General features: G+C 59.5%; 15 protein-coding genes. 7 read left to right on the top strand and 8 right to left on the bottom strand.

Features of this window, described 5'->3' with window-relative positions; all coding sequences use genetic code 11:
* Positions 1 to 81: 81 nt before the first annotated feature.
* Positions 82 to 3,750 carry a multifunctional oxoglutarate decarboxylase/oxoglutarate dehydrogenase thiamine pyrophosphate-binding subunit/dihydrolipoyllysine-residue succinyltransferase subunit gene (locus QP978_RS04500; RefSeq protein ID WP_284856890.1) on the top strand — a complete coding sequence of 1,223 codons (3,669 nt, stop codon included), beginning with the start codon at positions 82 to 84 and terminating at the stop codon, positions 3,748 to 3,750.
* Between the two features lie 352 nt (positions 3,751 to 4,102).
* On the opposite strand, the gene QP978_RS04495 is transcribed toward QP978_RS04500, so the two are convergent.
* A complete protein-coding gene (locus tag QP978_RS04495) occupies positions 4,103 to 4,858 on the bottom strand; it encodes a type 2 periplasmic-binding domain-containing protein (RefSeq protein WP_284856889.1) in 756 nt (251 codons plus the stop codon).
* Between the two features lie 43 nt (positions 4,859 to 4,901).
* Here QP978_RS04495 and QP978_RS04490 point away from each other — a divergent pair, with 43 nt between their 5' ends.
* Positions 4,902 to 6,125 (top strand): magnesium and cobalt transport protein CorA, encoded by a 1,224-nt coding sequence (locus tag QP978_RS04490; RefSeq protein ID WP_088611464.1) that lies wholly within the window; start codon positions 4,902 to 4,904, stop codon positions 6,123 to 6,125.
* 43 nt (positions 6,126 to 6,168) lie between these two features.
* On the opposite strand, the gene QP978_RS04485 is transcribed toward QP978_RS04490, so the two are convergent.
* Positions 6,169 to 6,651 (bottom strand): YflT domain-containing protein, encoded by a 483-nt coding sequence (locus QP978_RS04485; protein ID WP_042388577.1) that lies wholly within the window; start codon positions 6,649 to 6,651, stop codon positions 6,169 to 6,171.
* A gap of 319 nt (positions 6,652 to 6,970) precedes the next feature.
* Between QP978_RS04485 and QP978_RS04480 the strand changes: the two genes are divergently transcribed.
* The gene (locus QP978_RS04480; RefSeq protein WP_049193006.1) at positions 6,971 to 8,104 is read left to right on the top strand and encodes an Mrp/NBP35 family ATP-binding protein; all 1,134 of its coding nucleotides are present in this window, start codon (positions 6,971 to 6,973) and stop codon (positions 8,102 to 8,104) included.
* A 256-nt stretch (positions 8,105 to 8,360) separates the two neighbouring features.
* Here QP978_RS04480 and tatB read toward each other — a convergent pair whose 3' ends face one another.
* The 4 genes from tatB to sigE all read right to left on the bottom strand — a co-directional run bounded on the left by tatB (position 8,361) and on the right by sigE (position 11,452).
* The gene (gene tatB, locus QP978_RS04475; RefSeq protein ID WP_284856888.1) at positions 8,361 to 8,924 is read right to left on the bottom strand and encodes a Sec-independent protein translocase protein TatB; all 564 of its coding nucleotides are present in this window, start codon (positions 8,922 to 8,924) and stop codon (positions 8,361 to 8,363) included.
* Positions 8,925 to 9,035: 111 nt separating this feature from the next.
* Positions 9,036 to 10,355: a S1C family serine protease gene (locus QP978_RS04470; protein ID WP_284856887.1), complete on the bottom strand. Its 1,320-nt coding sequence runs from the start codon at positions 10,353 to 10,355 to the stop codon at positions 9,036 to 9,038.
* Positions 10,355 to 10,747, bottom strand: coding sequence for an anti-sigma factor family protein (locus tag QP978_RS04465; RefSeq protein WP_239271898.1), 393 nt, complete (start codon positions 10,745 to 10,747; stop codon positions 10,355 to 10,357). Before QP978_RS04465 ends, QP978_RS04470 begins: the two co-directional genes overlap by 1 nt.
* A gap of 51 nt (positions 10,748 to 10,798) precedes the next feature.
* Positions 10,799 to 11,452, bottom strand: a complete 654-nt coding sequence (gene sigE, locus QP978_RS04460) for an RNA polymerase sigma factor SigE (RefSeq protein WP_070429357.1) — start codon at positions 11,450 to 11,452, stop codon at positions 10,799 to 10,801.
* 158 nt (positions 11,453 to 11,610) lie between these two features.
* Between sigE and QP978_RS04455 the strand changes: the two genes are divergently transcribed.
* On the top strand, positions 11,611 to 12,285 hold the full coding sequence (locus QP978_RS04455) for an O-methyltransferase (protein ID WP_049193703.1): 675 nt from the start codon (positions 11,611 to 11,613) through the stop codon (positions 12,283 to 12,285).
* Between the two features lie 337 nt (positions 12,286 to 12,622).
* Here QP978_RS04455 and glgC read toward each other — a convergent pair whose 3' ends face one another.
* Positions 12,623 to 13,840 carry a glucose-1-phosphate adenylyltransferase gene (glgC, locus tag QP978_RS04450; RefSeq protein WP_042388575.1) on the bottom strand — a complete coding sequence of 406 codons (1,218 nt, stop codon included), beginning with the start codon at positions 13,838 to 13,840 and terminating at the stop codon, positions 12,623 to 12,625.
* A gap of 112 nt (positions 13,841 to 13,952) precedes the next feature.
* Between glgC and glgA the strand changes: the two genes are divergently transcribed.
* The 3 genes from glgA to budA all read left to right on the top strand — a co-directional run bounded on the left by glgA (position 13,953) and on the right by budA (position 17,755).
* Positions 13,953 to 15,149, top strand: coding sequence for a glycogen synthase (gene glgA, locus QP978_RS04445; protein WP_284856886.1), 1,197 nt, complete (start codon positions 13,953 to 13,955; stop codon positions 15,147 to 15,149).
* A gap of 202 nt (positions 15,150 to 15,351) precedes the next feature.
* Positions 15,352 to 16,875, top strand: a complete 1,524-nt coding sequence (locus QP978_RS04440; RefSeq protein ID WP_070429514.1) for a glycoside hydrolase family 5 protein — start codon at positions 15,352 to 15,354, stop codon at positions 16,873 to 16,875.
* 139 nt (positions 16,876 to 17,014) lie between these two features.
* The gene (gene budA, locus QP978_RS04435) at positions 17,015 to 17,755 is read left to right on the top strand and encodes an acetolactate decarboxylase (RefSeq protein WP_049171946.1); all 741 of its coding nucleotides are present in this window, start codon (positions 17,015 to 17,017) and stop codon (positions 17,753 to 17,755) included.
* A 3-nt stretch (positions 17,756 to 17,758) separates the two neighbouring features.
* On the opposite strand, the gene QP978_RS04430 is transcribed toward budA, so the two are convergent.
* Positions 17,759 to 18,634, bottom strand: a complete 876-nt coding sequence (locus QP978_RS04430) for a methyltransferase domain-containing protein (RefSeq protein WP_048732862.1) — start codon at positions 18,632 to 18,634, stop codon at positions 17,759 to 17,761.
* Positions 18,635 to 18,901 lie beyond the last annotated feature (267 nt).

Below are 18,901 nucleotides of genomic sequence, written 5' to 3'. Positions count from 1 at the left end.
TTGAATGACACTTTGACACTTGCGCTAATTAGAATAAACGTGAGTTAGTAAAACTAAGACGAAAAGAGGCGAGTACCTGCCGTGAGCAGCGACATGAGCTTCGGCCAGAACGAATGGCTGGTCGACGAGATGTACCAGCAATTCCAGAAGGATCCACAATCTGTGGGTCAGGAATGGCGCGAATTCTTCGCAACCCACACCCCGTCCCAAAAGGGCGAGGACCTTTCCAATATGGCAAAGCCAGCAGCAGCCACGAAGGAGGAAGCTAAGGCAACCGGACGTCGTGAATCCAAGGGGGGCGAACCAACTAAGACCCCGAACAAGCCGGCGTCTCCGAAGCCGAAGAAGTCCCCGATGGATGCAGCAGCCAAGGTTTCGGCTGTTGAATCCGGCGAAGAGCCTCTGAAGGGCGTCGCACGGGCTATCGCTAAGAACATGGATGTCTCCTTGGAGATGCCGACTGCTACGTCGGTTCGCGATATGCCGGCACGTCTGATGTTTGAAAACCGCACCTTGGTTAACAATCATCTGGCACGCGCCCGCGGCGGCAAGATCTCCTTCACCCACATCATTGGTTACGCCATGGTGAAGGCCGTCATGCTCCACCCGGACATGAACAACAACTACAAGGTGGTTGACGGCAAGCCAGTTCTGGTTACCCCGGAGCACATTAACCTCGGCCTGGCCATTGATATGCCAGCTAAGGACGGCTCTCGTTCGCTCGTAGTTGCTGCTATCCGCGAGTGTGAAACCCTGACTTTCAAGCAGTTCGTCGACGCCTACGAGGACATCGTCGTTCGTGCTCGCCACGGCAAGCTGACCGGTAAGGACTTCCAGGGCGTCACCATTTCCCTGACCAACCCGGGCGGTATCGGTACTCGCCACTCCGTCCCGCGCCTTACCAAGGGGCAGGGCGCGATTATCGGTGTCGGCTCCATGGATTACCCGGCTGAGTTCGCCGGTGCTTCCGCGGACCGTCTGGCAGAGATGGGCATCGGCAAGCTGGTGACCATCACCTCTACTTACGATCACCGCATCATCCAGGGTGCAGAGTCCGGTGAGTTCCTGCGCACGATGAGCAATCTGCTTGTCGACGACAAGTTCTGGGACCACATTTTCCAGACCATGCATGTTCCTTACACCCCAATCCGTTGGGCGCAGGATCTGCCGAACACGGGTATTGACAAGAACACCCGCGTCATGCGTCTGATTGAGGCCTACCGTTCCCGCGGTCACTTGCTGGCTGACATTGACCCGCTGCGTTCTGACCAGCCAAATACTTCTGCTCCGAACCACGCTGACCTCGATATCGAGGAACACGGTCTGACCCTGTGGGATCTGGACCGTACCTTCAACGTCGGTGGTTTCGGCGGCAAGGAGACGATGACGCTGCGCGAGGTTCTCTCTCGCCTTCGCAACGCATACTGCCTCAAGGTCGGTTCCGAGTACGCTCACATTCTCGACCGCGAAGAGCGCGAGTGGCTGGAAGAGCGCATTGAGGGCGGCCAGCCAAAGCCGTCCCACGCTGAGCAGAAGTACATCCTGCAGAAGCTAAACGCCGCAGAGGCATTCGAGAACTTCCTGCAGACCAAGTACGTCGGTCAGAAGCGCTTCTCCCTTGAGGGCGCAGAGTCGCTGATTCCGCTGATGGACTCCGCCATCGACACCGCTGCTGGTGCTGGTCTGGATGAGGTCGTCATCGGTATGCCACACCGCGGTCGACTGAATGTGCTCGCAAACATCGTCGGCAAGCCACTGCGCCAGATCTTCACCGAGTTCGAAGGCAACATCGACCCGGCACAGATCGGCGGTTCTGGTGACGTCAAGTACCACCTGGGTACTACTGGCCGTCACATCCAGATGTTCGGCGAGGGCGAGATTGACGTCACCCTGACTGCGAACCCGTCCCACCTCGAGGCCGTCAACCCGGTCGTTGAGGGTCTTGCTCGTGCACGCCAGGACAAGATCAACAAGGGCGAAGAGGGCTACTCCGTCATGCCGCTGCTGCTGCACGGTGACGCATCCTTCGCGGGCCTGGGCATTGTCCAGGAGACCCTGAACCTCATGTCCCTGCGTGGTTACAAGGTCGGCGGTACCGTCCACATCGTGGTGAACAATCAGATTGGCTTCACCACTTCGCCGGACTCCGGTCGTTCCTCCTACTACGCAACCGACATCGCCAAGGCATACGGCTGCCCGGTCTTCCACGTCAACGGTGACGACCCGGAGGCTGTCGTCTGGGTCGGCCAGCTGGCTGTTGAGTACCGTAACCGCTACGGCAAGGACGTCTTCATCGACCTGGTTTGCTACCGCAAGCGCGGCCACAACGAGGCCGATGACCCGTCCATGACTCAGCCGCTGATGTACAAGATCATCGACGAGAAGGAAAGCGTTCGTGCTCAGTACACCGAGGACCTCATCGGTCGCGGTGACATCTCCGAGGAAGAGTACGAAGCAGTACGCCGAGACTTCCACGACCAGATGGAAGCGGTCTTCAACGAGGTTCGCGCAGCTCAGGACGCAAAGCCGGGCGAGCAGACTGGTATCGCCGGTTCTCAGCCGCTGCCGCACGGTCTCAAGACCGGCATCGACAAGGCTGAAATCGTCGAGATTGGTCAGTCCTACGTCAACCTCCCTGAGGGCTTCAAGATTCACCCGCGTGTTGCGCCGGTCGCTAAGAAGCGCGCGGAGATGACTCAGGAAGGTGGCATCGACTGGGGTATGGCCGAGCTGCTGGCAATCGGTTCCTTCACCGGTGCTGGCATCGACGTCCGCTTCGCAGGTGAGGATGTCCGCCGCGGTACCTTTACCTCTCGCCATGCAGTTCTGATTGACTCCGAGGACGGTTCGGAATACAACCCGATCGACGCCTACGGTAAGTCCAAGAACGGTGGTCGCTTCATGATCTACAACTCGGCTCTGACCGAGTACGCAGGCATGGGCTTCGAGTACGGCTACACCCTGGGTAACCCGGACGCAGCAGTGTTCTGGGAAGCACAGTTCGGTGACTTCGCCAACGGCGCTCAGACCACCATTGACCAGTACGTTTCCTCCGGCGAGGCCAAGTGGGGTCAGACCTCCAAGCTGATTCTGCTGCTACCGCACGGCTACGAGGGCATGGGCCCGGACCACTCTTCGGCACGTATCGAGCGCTTCCTGCAGCTCGCAGCCGAGGGCTCCTACACCGTTGCTCAGCCGTCCGAGCCGGCTAACTACTTCCACCTGCTGCGTCGCCACGTCCTGTCCGACCTGCACCGTCCGCTGGTTGTGTTCTCGCCGAAGTCGATGCTGCGCAACAAGATGGCAGCGTCTGCTGTCGAGGACTTCACCAACCCGAACAAGTTCCGCTCGGTCATCGATGACCCGAACTTCGAGTCCAAGGACAAGTCCGGCATCAAGACCCTGCTGCTCTGCTCCGGCAAGATCTACTGGGAGCTGGAGAAGAAGCGCAAGAAGCACAAGCGCGACGATCTTGCAATCGCTCGCCTGGAGATGCTGCACCCGCTGCCGCACAACCGCCTCCGCGACATCTTCGAGTCCTACCCGGATCTTGAGGAAGTCCGCTGGGTTCAGGATGAGCCGGCTAACCAGGGTCCGTGGCCGTTCCTGGCACTGAACCTCCCAGAGGTTCTGCCGGATATGCCGAAGCTGACCCGCGTTTCCCGCCGTGCACAGTCCTCCACCGCAACTGGTGTGGCTAAGGTCCACCAGATTGAGGAGAAGGCTCTGCTGGAAGAGGCTCTCAAGTAGGTCTCATTGACTGGTCTTCGCCAGTTGGCGTGTAAACGCTAAGGGGCTCCAACCGAACGGTTGGAGCCCCTTTCTTGTTGCTTGGGCGATCGTTGCCAGGCATCAAGGGCGAATAGTCAAAAAGCGTGTCCGGTCGGCGTGCCACCGGGTCGGCACCATTTACTACTTAGTCCTCAATGCGAGTTACTGACTACGTTTATGACAAAAATGTCCCGAAAAATGGCATGAAAGTGTCATAAACTCGCACAGTTTCACATTTGCAGCCCGCATTCATGGGTTAATCAACAAACTTGGCGGCAGCCAACAGCAGATACACGTCCGATACCGCCACAACTAGCCCCCGCCACCCCGACTACGCCTTATCCAGCCACTCCTGAGCGACCAACTCAGGGCTGGCGCCACCAGCCACAGCCCGGGTCATCAGCTTTAAGTCCTCAGTGCTCAGCGAACCCGCAATTTCATTGAGCACGCGGACTCGATCATCTCGGTCCAGCGCTGGCTTGACGTAGAAAGGCACAAGCCATTGCGGCAAGTCAGCCCCAGCATTGTCAGCTGACAGATCCGCGCAGCCCTGTGCCATGCCCGCGTCGGTGGCCATAACTTCACCCGGCAGCGACCGCGAAAATGCGTCGTACACACGGTCGCGCCACTCGCCGCTGAACTGCTTGTCCGGGGTGGAGTCGTCCGCGTATTCCTCCGCCAGTGAAGCCGCCGACGCAGGGTCGCTCAGGCCGAGTAGCTCACCTGTGCATCCGAAGGAGACCAGGACCGCTTCATTGCGTACGGCCCGCAACCGGTCGTCAGCATCGCGAATGCCGACGACCTCCGCTTGCCGCCCTATCCTCTCAAAGCTCTGCGCATACACGTACGCAAGAGCTGCTTGCTCAGGGTTGCGTAGGTCTGCCCCGACAGTCACCACCGCCTCCTGCTCGGGAGGAACGGGCATCTGCGGATCCAAATCAGAACATGCGGCAAGACCGAACCCCGTCGCCCCAGTGACCAATGCCAGGGCGGTAAAAGTGCACGCAGTAGCCGTGGAGCTACCCTTGCACCCCATTGAGCGGATGCGAAAGTGGAACCCGGCGTTCGCACGTCTAAAATCAATCATCGACACCAGCGTAACCTACGAACGGATTGTGAGGTCACCCAGAATGGGCGAAGAGAAAAGCCGCAACATCAGCGCTTCGGCGAAGGCTCGCAATCCGCGAACTAGCTCGGCCAGTCAAAGCCAAAAACCGTCGGCCACAGGAAAACCCGGTAAAACCGCTCGGGCGACGAATGCGGCTAAATCCGCAGCGAAGTCGGCTGTCTCGAAGGTGACGCGCACCAACGGCTCGTCGTCAAGCACAGGAACAGGACAGTCGAGGGCGGTGCGCGATGCCCTGCGCGATTGCGGCGTCTACATCGGCGGCAAGCGGTTGCCCGGCACCTACGACCACTTCTCCGGGCTGTCCGAGGTACGGAATTTTGGCGAGGGCTTCACGTGGCTGTCGTTGTCGCGCCCCAACGCGACACAGATGGATGCCATCGCTGAGCTTTACGGGCTGGATGAGCTGACGGTGGAGGACGCACTGACTAACCGCCAGCGCCCCAAGATTGAGATCCACGATGATCACGTTGTTTTTGTTATTCGCTCGATTCACTACTCCCCGGAAGGTCTCGCGGACGACGAAAATGAAATCATTCGCTCTGGCCAGCTGATGATTGTTATCGGCCAGGAGTACGTCATTACCATTCGGATGGGCATGCCGAGCTCGGATATGCAGCGCATTAGCGCACGCGTGGAGAACACCACCGACGCCATCGACTACGGTCCCGCGGGCGTGCTGTGGGCGCTGACGGACAACCTCGTCGATGCGTACCTGCGCATTGCGTTGCAGCTGGAAGATCGCGTGGAGATTATGGAAGATGCCGTCTTCGAGCCGAATTTGGTGTCGGATATTGAGGACATTTACATCCTCAAACGAGAGATTCTGGAGATGCGCCACGCAATCGATCCGCTGACGCCGGCGCTGCGCTCCCTGATGAATCTGCGAGAAGACATCATGCCTAAGGACGTCAGCCGTTATCTTTCCGATGTTCTCGACCACCAGCTCGCCGCGGCGGACCTCGTAGCCGGACTCGACGAACGCCTCTCCTCCCTCATCGACGCCGCCGCAGTGAAGATCCAGCTGCAGCAGAACCAGGACATGCGTACTATCTCGGCATACGCGGCTATTCTCGCCGTGCCAACCGCCCTGGCCGGTATCTACGGCATGAACTTCGACCGCATGCCCGAACTGCACTGGGAGTACGGGTACTTCATCGTCCTCGCCATCATGTTCGCCATTGTGGCGTTTTTGGTGTGGCTCCTGCGCCGCAACAAGTGGCTGTAGTTTCCGCTTCTGGCAGGCAACGCTTTACGACGAGTACAACAACCTACCCGCGGTTCCCACCGAGAGCCCGCTGCGCCAACAGGTCGCGGGCGCGCTCGGCATTGCGGGGATTGCACAGGACGTCGTAGCGACGGGCAACAATCTCCGTTGTGCTCGAGAAATCCCGCTTGCCGTTTTGCATTGCGTACGGAACTGCGGCCAGCACGATGCCGAAGATGGCGCCCATACCGAGGCCAACAATCAGCGGACTAACCCAATCCTCCTGGAAAAGCCCCAGAATCAGGCCGAAGAACAGGCCCATCCACAGCCCGTACAGCGCGCCGCCGCCGAGCACCTTCGGCCAGGTCAGCCTGCCAACCACGCGCTCCACCTGCATCAGGTCAACACCGACGATGGTGAGGTCGGAAACCGGGAACTCATCGCGATCACTGAGCGAATCCACCGCCGCCTGCGCGTCGGAGTAGTTGGTGAAACTGCCCACCGGCCACCCCTCGGGTACCTGGCGCTGAGGCAACCGGGACTTCATGCTCTGTTCCCGGCCGCTCCCCCAACCGCTGCCCGCTTCCCCATTTGCCATCGGTACTCTCACCGTTCCCTTGCAGTTGTTGTCACAGTAAAAGGTGACTCAGTTGCTAAAAATATTGCTAAAACTATCGCTATAAAGCGTTCTATCAAGGACAACGTCTGACGGTTGGCAATTGTTCCGCCGTCTGGTCCACCGCCCATTCCACCGCCACCGCGCTTGCCGGAGGGGTTGGTCGCTGTGACCGTCGTAAAGCGGCAAATTACTGATTTTGTCAGTAGTTCTTTGTCTTGCGGGGTCTCACGATAAGATTCACTACATAATGTCTACGATTACTGAAGCTGAAGTTCGCACCGCCCTGGCGCAGGTCGAAGATCCTGAGGTACGTCGCCCGATTACCGAGATTGGCATGGTCAAGTCCATCTCGGTGGCGGACAACAATGACGTGGCCGTGGAGATTTACCTCACCATTGCCGGTTGCCCCATGAAAAACACCATCATCGAGCGCACTGAAGAGGCGCTGAACGGTATCGAGGGCGTTGGCAACGTCACCGTCACCACCGATGTGATGAATGACGAGCAGCGCCGCGAGTTCCGCAACGCCGTCCGCGGCACCGCCTCCGAGCCGGTGATCCCATTCGCCCAGCCGGACTCCCGCACCCGCGTGTTCGCCGTCGCCTCCGGTAAGGGTGGCGTCGGTAAGTCCTCCGTGACCGTGAACCTCGCCGCCGCGCTGGCCGCGAAGGGTCTGTCTGTCGGTGTCCTCGATGCCGACGTCTACGGACACTCCATTCCGCACATGATGGGCTCCGAGGAAAAGCCGCACCAGGTCGACGACATGATCATGCCTCCGCAGGCGCACGGCGTGTCACTGATTTCTATCGGACACTTCGTCGACGACAACGCACCGGTTGTCTGGCGTGGGCCAATGCTGCACCGCGCTATCCAGCAGTTCCTCGCGGACGTGTTCTGGGGCGACCTGGACGTCCTGCTATTCGACCTGCCCCCGGGAACCGGCGACATCGCCATCTCCGTGGCGCAGCTCGTGCCGAACGCTGAGCTGCTGATTGTTACTACCCCGCAGATGGCCGCCGCCGAGGTCGCAGAGCGCGCCGGCACCATTTCGCTGCAGACCCGCCAGCGCATCGCCGGTGTCATCGAGAACATGAGCTGGATGGAGATGCCGGACGGCTCCAAGATGGAGGTCTTCGGCGCAGGTGGCGGCGAGACCGTTGCCCGTCGTCTTACCCAGATCACCGGCGGAAAGGTCGAGCTGCTCGGCCAGGTGCCGCTGGACACAGAGCTACGCGAAGGCGGCGACAAGGGCACCCCGATTGTCCTGTCCAAGCCGGATTCGGGCGCGGGCGAGGCCCTGAACGCCATCGCTGACAAGCTGGTTGTTCGTCGCGAGTCGCTCGCAGGCAAGTCGCTCGGCCTGGGCGTGACTCCGAAGTAGGCCTTCGCTTTACGACGATCACAGCGACGCCCCCTCCCCGGTAGTTTCGGTGCCGGGAAGGGGGCGTCTGCTTTTGTGGCTGCGGTGTCTGGGGCGTATGTGTTGCTGGTGGTGTTTTTAGTGGTGCGAGCGGTGTATCCGCCGAAGCGGCTGCGTGCACTTACTGACTAGGTTTATGACACTTTCGTGGCAAAATTTGTGCTCAAAGTGTCATAAACCTAGTCAGTAACTTGCGGTCGGGAACGGTTTGCGACCGCTATAGGTTGTCGTCGTCGACCCAGGCCTGCACCCCACGGGGCTGCTGAGGTTGTTGCGGCTGCTGTGGTGTTTGTTGCGCTTGCTGTTGGCGGGCCTGGGCAACTGGATCCTGCCACGTTCCCGGCTGCTGGGCTGGCTGCTGCGACAGAGCCGGCTGCACTGGCTGGTTCATATTGGACTGCTGGTACTGCTGACCCGCAGCCCCGGCCGTTCCTGCAGCGCCCGCAGCTCCGGCTGCACCAGTTCCGCCACCACCCGCTGCAGGCTTACCGGAGAGCATGTCCAGGTAGGTGTCATCGCCATCGAAAAGCGTCCTGGTGATGGCGGTCTTCGGGTTGAGACGACGGAGATCGTTGAGCTCCTGCAGCGGCTTGCGAAGATCATCGAAGTCTTCACCGAACTCGTCCGAGAGGTTATCGCGTGCGTCATTGATTGCGGTGCGCGCAGCCAAGAGCAATGCGCGGACGTCCTCAATTACCTTCGGCAACCGCTCAGGTCCGATGAGAATTAGTCCGAGGATAAAGAGGACAAGAATCTCGCCCCAGCCAACATTAGAAAACACGTTATACCACCTTAGTTACAGTGCACCTCGCATGCAGCATTGCGCGGCCAAATCCACCAAATCTGCCAAATCCGCAGAAACCAGCCGAAACCGGTCGAAACCAGCGCCCCCCTACTCCGGCGTGATCTTCGCCTCCAGCTCGGCTCCGTGGCGAACGATTTTCAATACCGCCTCATTACCAGCGCCAACAGTCCACAGCGCCACCGTGAGCTCATCTGCGGACGATACCGCGCGGTCTCCCACAGCCGTAATCACATCGCCTTCCTGCAGGCCTTCCCGGTCGGCAACGCCTCCCGGCAGGATGCTGGCAATCTCGGCACCAGTCAGTGCGCCATTGGAAACCGTGCGCACTGTCACGCCAATCCCAGGATGAACCGGCTGCTCACCGGCAATGAGCTGCTCAGCGATGGCAACGGCTGAATTGATTGGAATCGCAAAGCCCAACCCCTGTGAGCCACCCGAGCTACTGAAAATCACCGTATTAATACCGATAATGGCACCGCGGATATCCACCAGCGGACCACCCGAGTTACCCGGGTTGATGGAGGCATCGGTCTGAATCGCATCGGCGTAACCGTCCGTGTCGGTCCCTTCAGCGGCCAGGCGCACCGGCCGATTAAGCGCGGAGACAATTCCCGAGGTCACCGTGCCGCCCAGCCCCTGCGGCGAGCCCATCGCAATCACTGTGTCACCGACCGCAACCGCGTTGGAATCACCAAGCTGCGCCACGGTCAGCCCCGCAACATCTTCGACCTTAATTACGGCGAGGTCGGTCTTCGGGTCGCGGCCAATAATCTTGGCCGGCACCTCTTTCAGCTTGCCGCCGTCCCAAAACGTTACGGAGACCTGCATATCCTGCCGGTCCGCCACCGCCGAAACGACGTGGTTATTCGTCAAAATATGACCGTCACCATCAATGACAAACCCCGAGCCCACGCCCGAGACCTCACCGGCACTGACCGCAATCGACACCACCGCGGGACGAAGAGCCTCCGCCACCTTGCCGATTTCGGTCAAATCACCGTTGCCCGGCCGCCCCTCAATCTGCTGCAGCTCCACACGCTGGTAGTCCGAGCGGAAAGACTTGCCAGCCCAACCGCCAACAAAGCCGCCTACACCGCCAATCAGCAGCACCACGGCCGATGACGCCGCAATCACACGCCACGGCACCTCGCGGCCAAAAATCACTTCCCGCGCGCTGACGCGGGGAGCCGTCTTCGGGCGAGGTTTCTTTTTCGCTTCGGGTTTGCGGGCTGGACGCCCCGTCGTCATGCGTGACGACGAATCCTGCCACGGCGAATACTCTTGGGCGGTGGCACTGGCGTCGTCGTCAAGCTTCTGCCCTGGAGCACGCTGTAACCCGCCAGTTGCGGCGGCACGATCGGAGTCCGGGGCGAACGCGGAATCATCGAAAGAGCGATGTTTGCCCACTAGTGACTACCACCTTTACGAAAACCGCGAACGATCTGCTCCAACGCGGCACTCAGCGACTCCGGCGGACGGTGCGTGAGATGCCGCGCCGACCGATGGGGCTCTGAGTCCTCGCAACTGCCTGCGAAATCAGCAATACGAGCGCGCAGCTCAGCTGGAATGTGCAAGGGCGCACTATCACGCAGACGCTTGGCTGCCTGCCGCTGCTTCGCGACCTCCCGGCGACACTCCGGGCATGCCATCAGGTGCGCCTGCGCACGACGCTCAGCTACGACCGACAACTCGCCGTCAACAAAAGCGGCAATCGCCTCGGTGCCGAGATGCTCCGTTGACAAAAAACGCTTGTCATCGCCCTGCTGAATCACAGACTGCAGCACCTCCAGAAATCGCACCTATTTAACTAGCCCCACAATAGCCGCTCCCGCGGATTGAGTGCGGGAAATCTAGCCTGCGGTGACCGACTCCGGCAGCTCCTGTCGTTCCTTCTCCAGGCGCTCCAACGTCGCCCGCAAGCTGGAACGTGCCCGGTGAATACGCGAACGCACAGTGCCCATCTTGAGCCCAAGGGTGCTGGCAATTTCCTCGTAGGTCAGCCCCACCACATCACAGAGGACAACCACCGCGCGATAGTCCGGCTGCAGCTCAGCCAGCGCGATTTCCAAATCCGGGTCGAGCATCGCGTCATCGACGGCCTGCTCCGGGGTCTTCAGCGTACCCGGGACGCGGTCGTAGTTCTCCGGCAACGCCTCCATCCGGATGACCTGCCGATGCCGGACCATATCCAAAAACAGGTTAGTGGTAATCCGATGCAGCCAGCCTTCAAAAGTGCCGGGACGGTATGACTTCAGCGAGCGGAACACACGCATGAATGTCTCCTGCGTCAGGTCTTCCGCGTCCTGCTGGTTACCAGTCAACCGATATGCGAGCCCATAAACACTATCCGCGTGGGCCTGGACCAGCTCCGACCACGACGGCATCTCCCCCACACCTGCGTCAAAAGCCGCGGTGCCGGACAGTTGCTCAGTTACGTCAGCGGACGCGGCGTCCTCGCGGCTGGCGCCTACGCTGACTCGTTCGGACTTGACTCGTTCGGGCATGAGGTTCAGTGTTCCTTACCAACCTTAGGTTTGTAGTGACCTTACCCTGAAAATAGTTTGAGAGTCCAGACAAACTTGAGGCTTGTTTACCCACCTAGTCCGGCACTGACCGGCGCGCCCCGCTGCCCTGCCCGAAGTTTTTTCCTACGCTATAGAACGTGTCCGAAACGAGTTCTTCTGCTACCCCGCTATCCGCACGTGACGCTATTGCACAGCACGTCAACAACACGACCGTAGTCTCCGAGGCCCTTGAAAGCGCCCGAGAGAGCGCTCGCGAATACGGAGTTGCCGTCCCCGATACGATGACCGGCGCCGCTTTGACCTCGCTCATGGCTCTGACCAGTGCCCGCCGCGACGGTCACCCCGCCGCTGTCATCGCATCGCCTGCGGCAGGCGTAGTCGGTTTGCACCTGGCCGCCGGCCTCGGCGATGACGGCGTTCTCACCTGCATCGACCCGGAGCTCGAGCACCAGTCTCTGGCAAAGTCCGCTTTCCGAGCCGCAGGCATCCGCCCCAACCGACAGCGCTTCCTGCCTTCGCAGCCGCTGGAGGTCATGGATCGACTGGCCGCCGACTCCTACGACTTGGTCTACTTGGACGTCGCCCCGGCGATCCTCCGCGCCGCCCAGGAAAAGGCCTGGCCGCTGCTTCGCTCCGGTGGCGCGCTCGTCCTGACCGGCGCGCTCCTCGACGGCACTGTCGCTGACTCGTCACGCACTGACCGTGACACCGTCGCTGCCCGCGAAGCCGACGAATATATGCTCCAGCTTGACGACGCTTACGTGATGCGCCTACCTCTAGCAGCTGGCACCACTGTGCTGGTGAAGAAGTAGTTTTCTACTGTTGGCCGGCCGGCTAGCGGCAGCGGTGGGCCACTGCGACTTACTGACTGCGTTTATGGTTGGTGGCGACGGGTCGAGCCGAGTTACTGACTGCGTTTATGACAAAAATGGCCCGAAAAATGGCGTGAAAGTGTCATAAACTCGCACAGTTTCACATTTGCAGCCCATGCCCGTATTCACATGCGAAGCCCTTAGCCACACGTGCAGCCCATAATTTTTAGGGCTGCCAGTTTTGGGGCTAGGTAGCAACTAGGTAGCAAAAAGGGTTAAAGGCAAAAGGCACGTACCCCACGGTACGTGCCTTTTCAGCCGGTCGGACTCAGACAGTCTAGATAACCTGGTTCTTACCAACGGCCACAACGCCACCAGCGCTGACCTTGAAGCGCTCTGCGTCCTTCTCCGGATCGACACCGATAATGGCGCCGTCGGAAACTACAACGTTCTTGTCCAAAATCGCATGGCGAACCACTGCTCCGCGGCCGACGCGAACGCCTGGGAAGAGAACCGAGCCCTCCACCGTCGCGCCATCCTCGACCACAACGTTGGTGCTAATCACCGAGTTGCGGACCGTACCACCGGAGACAATCGAACCAGCACCGACCATCGAAGCCTGAGCAATACCGCCCTGGACAAACTTGGCCGGAGGCAGGTTCTCCTCTGAGAAGGTGTGGATTGGCCACTTCTTGTTGTAGAGGTTAAACACCGGGTGGACGGAAATCAGGTCCATGTTGGCCTCGTAGAAGGCATCGATGGTACCGACATCACGCCAGTAGCCCTTGTCACGTTCGGTCTCACCCGGAACGTAGCTGTCCTTGAAGTCCCAGACGAAAGCTTCGCCCTCCTCTACCAGCATCGGAATAATGTTTCCGCCCATATCATGGTCGGAGTTTTCATCTTCCGAGTCACGCTTAATAGCGTCGATAAGCGCGGAGGTAGTGAAGATGTAGTTACCCATCGACGCGAACGTCGAGTTCGGGTCATCCGGGGTGCCGGGCGGATCAGCCGGCTTCTCCAGGAACTCGGTGATTCGGTTGTTGTCATCGGCATCGATGACACCGAATGCGCTGGCCTCAGAACGCGGGACGCGGATACCAGCGACCGTCACGCCAGCGCCAGACTCGATGTGGGCCTCCAGCATCTGCTGCGGATCCATGCGATAGACGTGGTCGGCACCGAAGACGATGACGTACTCCGGATCCTCGTCGTAAACCAAGTTCAGCGACTGCAGAATCGCGTCCGCCGAACCGGTGAACCAGCGCTTACCCAGACGCTGCTGAGCCGGCACCGGGGTGACGTACTGGCCGGTGATGCCAGACAGCTGCCACGCCTGCGAAATGTGACGGTCGAGCGAGTGGGACTTGTACTGGGTCAGCACACAGATCTTCAAGAAACCTGCGTTGACCAGGTTCGACAGCACGAAGTCGATAAGCCGATAGCTACCGCCGAAAGGCACGGCGGGCTTAGCGCGGTCTTCCGTCAGCGGGAAGAGACGCTTGCCTTCGCCACCGGCAAGGACAATGGACAAAACATGTGGTTGACTCCTCACACCAACCAACCTATATGCGATTTACGTTCCTCGCTGCCAGTCTCCCCTCCCCGCTACCCACACCCAGGCATATCAAGCGACGGAAATTGTCAAATCTGGTTACGCTGGAACTATGCGTGTTGCCATGATGACCAAGGAATACCCTCCGGAGATTTACGGCGGAGCAGGTGTTCACGTAACTGAACTGACTCGTTTCATGCGCGGCCTCGACGGCGTTGACGTCGATGTGCACTGCATGGGTGCTCCTCGCGATGAGGCGGATGTATATGTCCACGGCGTTGACCCGGAGTTGAAGGATGCCAACGCCTCGATTAAGACGCTGTCCACGGGGTTGCGCATGGCAAATGCCGCCGCGGCAACCGACATTGATGTCGTCCACTCTCACACCTGGTACTCAGGCCTGGGCGGTCACCTCACCGGTCTACTCAAGGGCATTCCGCATGTGGCCACCGCGCACTCACTGGAGCCGCACCGCCCGTGGAAGCGCGAGCAGCTCGGCGGCGGTTACGACGTTTCCAGCTGGTCCGAGCGCAATGCTATGGAGTACGCAGACGCTGTCATTGCTGTTTCCGCGCGCATGAAGGACGCCATCCTGGACGCCTACCCGCGTATCTCCCCCGACAAGGTTCACGTTGTCCTGAACGGTATCGACACCGAGCTGTGGCACCCGCGCCCGACGTGGGAAGAGTCCAAGGAACAGAACGGCTGGTCTGTCCTGGAGGAGCTCGGCGTTGACCCGTCTCGCCCGATGGTCGCGTTCGTCGGCCGCATCACCCGTCAGAAGGGTGTCGCTCACCTGGTCAAGGCCGCATCGCTTTTCGACGACGGTGTGCAGCTCGTTCTGTGCGCCGGCGCTCCGGACACCCCGGAAATCGCGAAGGAGACTGAGCAGCTCGTCCATGACCTCCAGGAGAAGCGCGATGGCATTTTCTGGGTGCAGGACATGCTGCCGAAGGAGAAGATCCAGGAGATCCTGACAGCCGCGGATTCGTTCGTCTGTCCGTCCATCTACGAGCCGCTGGGCATCGTTAACCTTGAGGCTATGGCCTGTGGCACCGCCGTTGTCGCCTCTGATGTCGGCGGCATTCCGGAGGTTGTCGTCGATGGCGAAACCGGCACTTTGGTTCACTACGACGAGTCTGATCCGGAGGGCTTCGAGCGTGGAATCGCTGCCGCGGTTAACAACATGGTCGCCGACCGCGACCGCGCTACCAAGATTGGCCAGGCGGGTAAGAAGCGTGCTGAAGATGTGTTTAGCTGGGAGAGCATCGCTCAGCAGACCGTTGAGGTTTATAAGTCTTTGATGTAGCTGGCTGTCTGCGAGACGCCACGGATGCGCGGTGGACGGAGTCTCCTCATAAGGCCCATCGCTTCCGAGAAGGAAGCGGTGGGCCTTTCTTAGCCTTTTTACTAACCCCGTTCAGGACATTTACTTATGCCCTTGCCCACTTTTCTAAACCTAATTTGAGTTTTGGCTGAATTTATCATTACTGGTCAATAGCATCCTGAGTATGAGATTCACTAAGAAGGTGGCAGCAGTTGGTGCCGCCATTGCCATAGCGCTAGCGGGTGCACTACCGCATCAGGCGCTCGCTACAGAAGTAGCCCCATCCCCTAGTACCGCTACCATCACCGAGCGTGGTCCCCTTGGACAGTCCGGTCGCTGGTTTACCGACGGTGATGGCCGTGCTTTCCTCACTCAGGGGTCGAACATCGTCTACAAGCACGATCCTTACACCCCAGAGGCCGGAGGCTTTAACGAGGACGATGCTGACTGGCTCGTGCAGCAGGGCTTCGACTCCATGCGAGTCGGCATTATCTGGAAAGCAGTAGAGCCAAAGCCCGGCAAGTACAACGACAAATACCTGGATTCCATTGCCCGCACTATCTCCATGCTCACTGAGCGTGGAATCGCGGTCTTGGTCGATGCCCACCAGGACATGTACAACGAGAAGTTCGAAGGCGAATTTGCCCCGGATTGGGCTGTCATTGACGACGGCGTTCCCAGCCTCTTGAAGGTTGGCTTCCCCGCTAACCAGGCCCTCAATATCGGCCTCATTAGGGCATACGACAACTTCCTGAATAACCGCGAAGGGCCGGGCGGTGTTGGGTTGCAGGAGCGTTACGCAGCCATGTGGGGCCATGTCGCCAAACGCCTTGGCGACATGCCGGGACTGATGGGCTACGACATCATTAATGAACCGTGGCCAGGCTCGGCATACCCACTGTGCTATCTGGCTCTCGGCGACTGCGGCCCGGCTAAGGAAAAGCTCGATGAACTGCACCAGAAGGCTGCCAATCAGATTGTCAACAAGGACCCGGACGCTATTGTCCACTACGAGCCCTACTCCATGTGGAACACCGGATTGAACACGAATCCGGCAGCCCCGGAGGTTCCTGAAACCGCTGGTACGGCTCTCAGCTGGCATGTCTACTGCACCACGAATGCCCTGTTCAACACCTACACGGGCTGTGATTTCTTCGATGGTCGTACCTTCGACAATGCGGAAATCGTCTCATCCGGTAACGGCTCGGCCACACTGCTTTCCGAGTTCGGCGCCACCGACGATGCCGATACCCTCAATGGCGTAATTTCGCTTGCCCGGCGCCACATGGTCGGCTGGCAGTACTGGTCCTACTGTGGATGCGACGACCCGACGACGCAGAATCAGAAGGAACAGGGCATGGTCTTCGACCCGAAGGTTCCAGGACCTGTAGGTGCCGATGCCTTCAACCGCGACAAGATGACCATTCTCGCCGCTCCACACCTGCGAGCGGTCGCAGGCACCCCGCAGGCTACTGACTGGAACCGCGACACCCGTGTCTACAAGGCCAGCTGGAACAATAGCCGCGTCGACGGCACCGGAGTTTTCGCACCTGGTTCCACCAGCGAGCTCGTTGTGCCCTCAATCAACTTCCCGAATGGGTTCACAGTGAATGTCGAGGGTGGCCACGCCACTGTCGCTGCCGATGGCCAGACGGTTCATATCGTCTCCACTGCTGACCACGTGTCAGTCACCATCCAGCCGAAGTAGAACCAACCGCTCGATTCACCAAATAACGCCCTGTGGATTCTTCCGCAGGGCGTTTTTCGTGCCGCAGGGTCCTCCCACACCATCGGACCGAAAACCCACCTCAGCTTGGGCTACAAATATCGGGAATATAATGGCTTCCATGACCACTCACGAGAATTTTCCAACGGTCCGACACACAATTTTCCAAAACTCACTGATGTCCGCACTGCTCGATGGCATCTACGACGGCGAGATGACCATTGGCGAAATCCTTGGTCATGGAAACTTCGGCATCGGCACCTTCGACGGTCTCGATGGCGAAATGGTAATCCTCGACGGTGTCTGCTGGCAGGTGCGTCACGACGGCTCCGCGACCCGGGCCACCATGGATCAGCGCAGCCCCTACACGGTGGTCACCAACTTCGTTCCCCACACGGTGATGGATGCGCCGGAAAACCTGACTCGCAAGGAAATTAGCCCCATCATCGATTCCCTGGTGCCGAGCCAAAACTTTATGTACGCACTGCGGATTACCGGCGAATTTGAGTGGGTGAAGACTCGAACCGTCGTAAAGCAGGAAAAGCCGTATCAGAAGATGGTTGATGCGACGGAAGAAGACGCGTCGGTTGATTTCGAGAACCTGCGGGGCACGATTGCGGGCTTCCGCACGCCGGTGTACGAGAAGGGAATTTCGGTGCCCGGCTGTCACGTGCACTTCCTTGCGGAAGGCGGCACCGGCGGCGGGCATGTGCTGGACTTTAAGCTGCGCTCGGGCACTATCGAGTTGTGCCCGGGCACTGACCTGCAGCTTCGCCTTCCGCTAACGGCGGAATTCTCGGATGCTGACCTGGATCCGGAAGACCTGGACGAGCAGATTCACAAAACCGAGGTCAAGGAGTAAACGCTAGTCTCCCGGGCGGCCAAGACGAGTGACGTAGGCACGGGCGGTGACGTGCATCTCTGCAGGTAGCGCCGCAATGCGTTCCTGCAGCACCTCCGGGTGAATATGGCGTGCCGACGGGCTCATACCGATCTGTGCGGCGATTGCACCCTGGTTGAGGTTCATACCGAACTCCACCAGCTCCGGGTCGCCAACAGGCACGAGGTGCCCCTCTGCCTGGGAAATCATGCGCTCGACCTTGCCGCGCTCGACATCAATGATGCCCAGTGGCTCACGAAGCTCACCCAAGTGACCAGTGGTGGCAGTCAGAACCACAACCTGGCCGCCCGGCTTGAGCACGCGAGCGAACTCCTCCGCGTTGCGAGGTGCGAAGACGACTGTAAGCGCATCGATGGAGCCATCACGCAGCGGCAGACGCGCCCACGCATCGGCCACAACCGCACCGAGCCGCGGGTGACTCTTGGCCAGGTGCTTGGCGGCCGGCACTGAGACGTCGATGCCCACGCCCCGGGAATTGGGAATGCTGTCCAGCGTGTGTGCGAGGTAATAACCAGTGCCCGCACCGACTTCGCAGATGACTGGGCTGGCGGCCTCGGACACGTTGGCGTCGTCAAGCACGTCCTGGACGTTGCCTGTAACTGCCTCAACGAATGGAGCATAGTGGCCACCAGAGAGGAACTCCTCGCGGGCGGTAATCATCTTGGCGTCATCGCCGGTGTAGCGCAGGCCAGCCCCACCGGCGAGCGTAACGTAACCCTGGCGGGCGACATCATAGCTATGTCCGGATTCGGACTTCAGAGTCATTCGTTCGGCATCACCAAACTTCAAATCAGTGCCATCGATGGGGTCAGCAAGCACATCAATGATGTCAGCTAGCACGTCGGTCACTCCTCAAACTGAGCTAGAAAAATAATTTTCACTATCTTAGCCCGTGTCGAGCTCAGCCAAGTAACTCCAATGCGAGTTACTGACTACGTTTATGACAAAAATTGCCCGAAAACTGGATTGAAAGTGTCATAAACTCGCACAGTTTCACATTTGCAGCCCGTACTTTTTGTTCATAAACCCTGGGTTAAGTAGCAAAAAGTGTGTCCGCTCGGCGTGTTGCGGGGCGGGCACACCGTTTGTTACTTCATGGGGCCTTTT

Origin of the sequence: Corynebacterium sp. MSK035 (assembly GCF_030232615.1) — a bacterium.
Classification (GTDB): Bacteria; Actinomycetota; Actinomycetes; order Mycobacteriales; family Mycobacteriaceae; genus Corynebacterium; species Corynebacterium jeikeium_D.
Note: the sequence above shows the minus strand (reverse complement) of the source record. Positions and strands in the feature narration are given on the sequence as shown.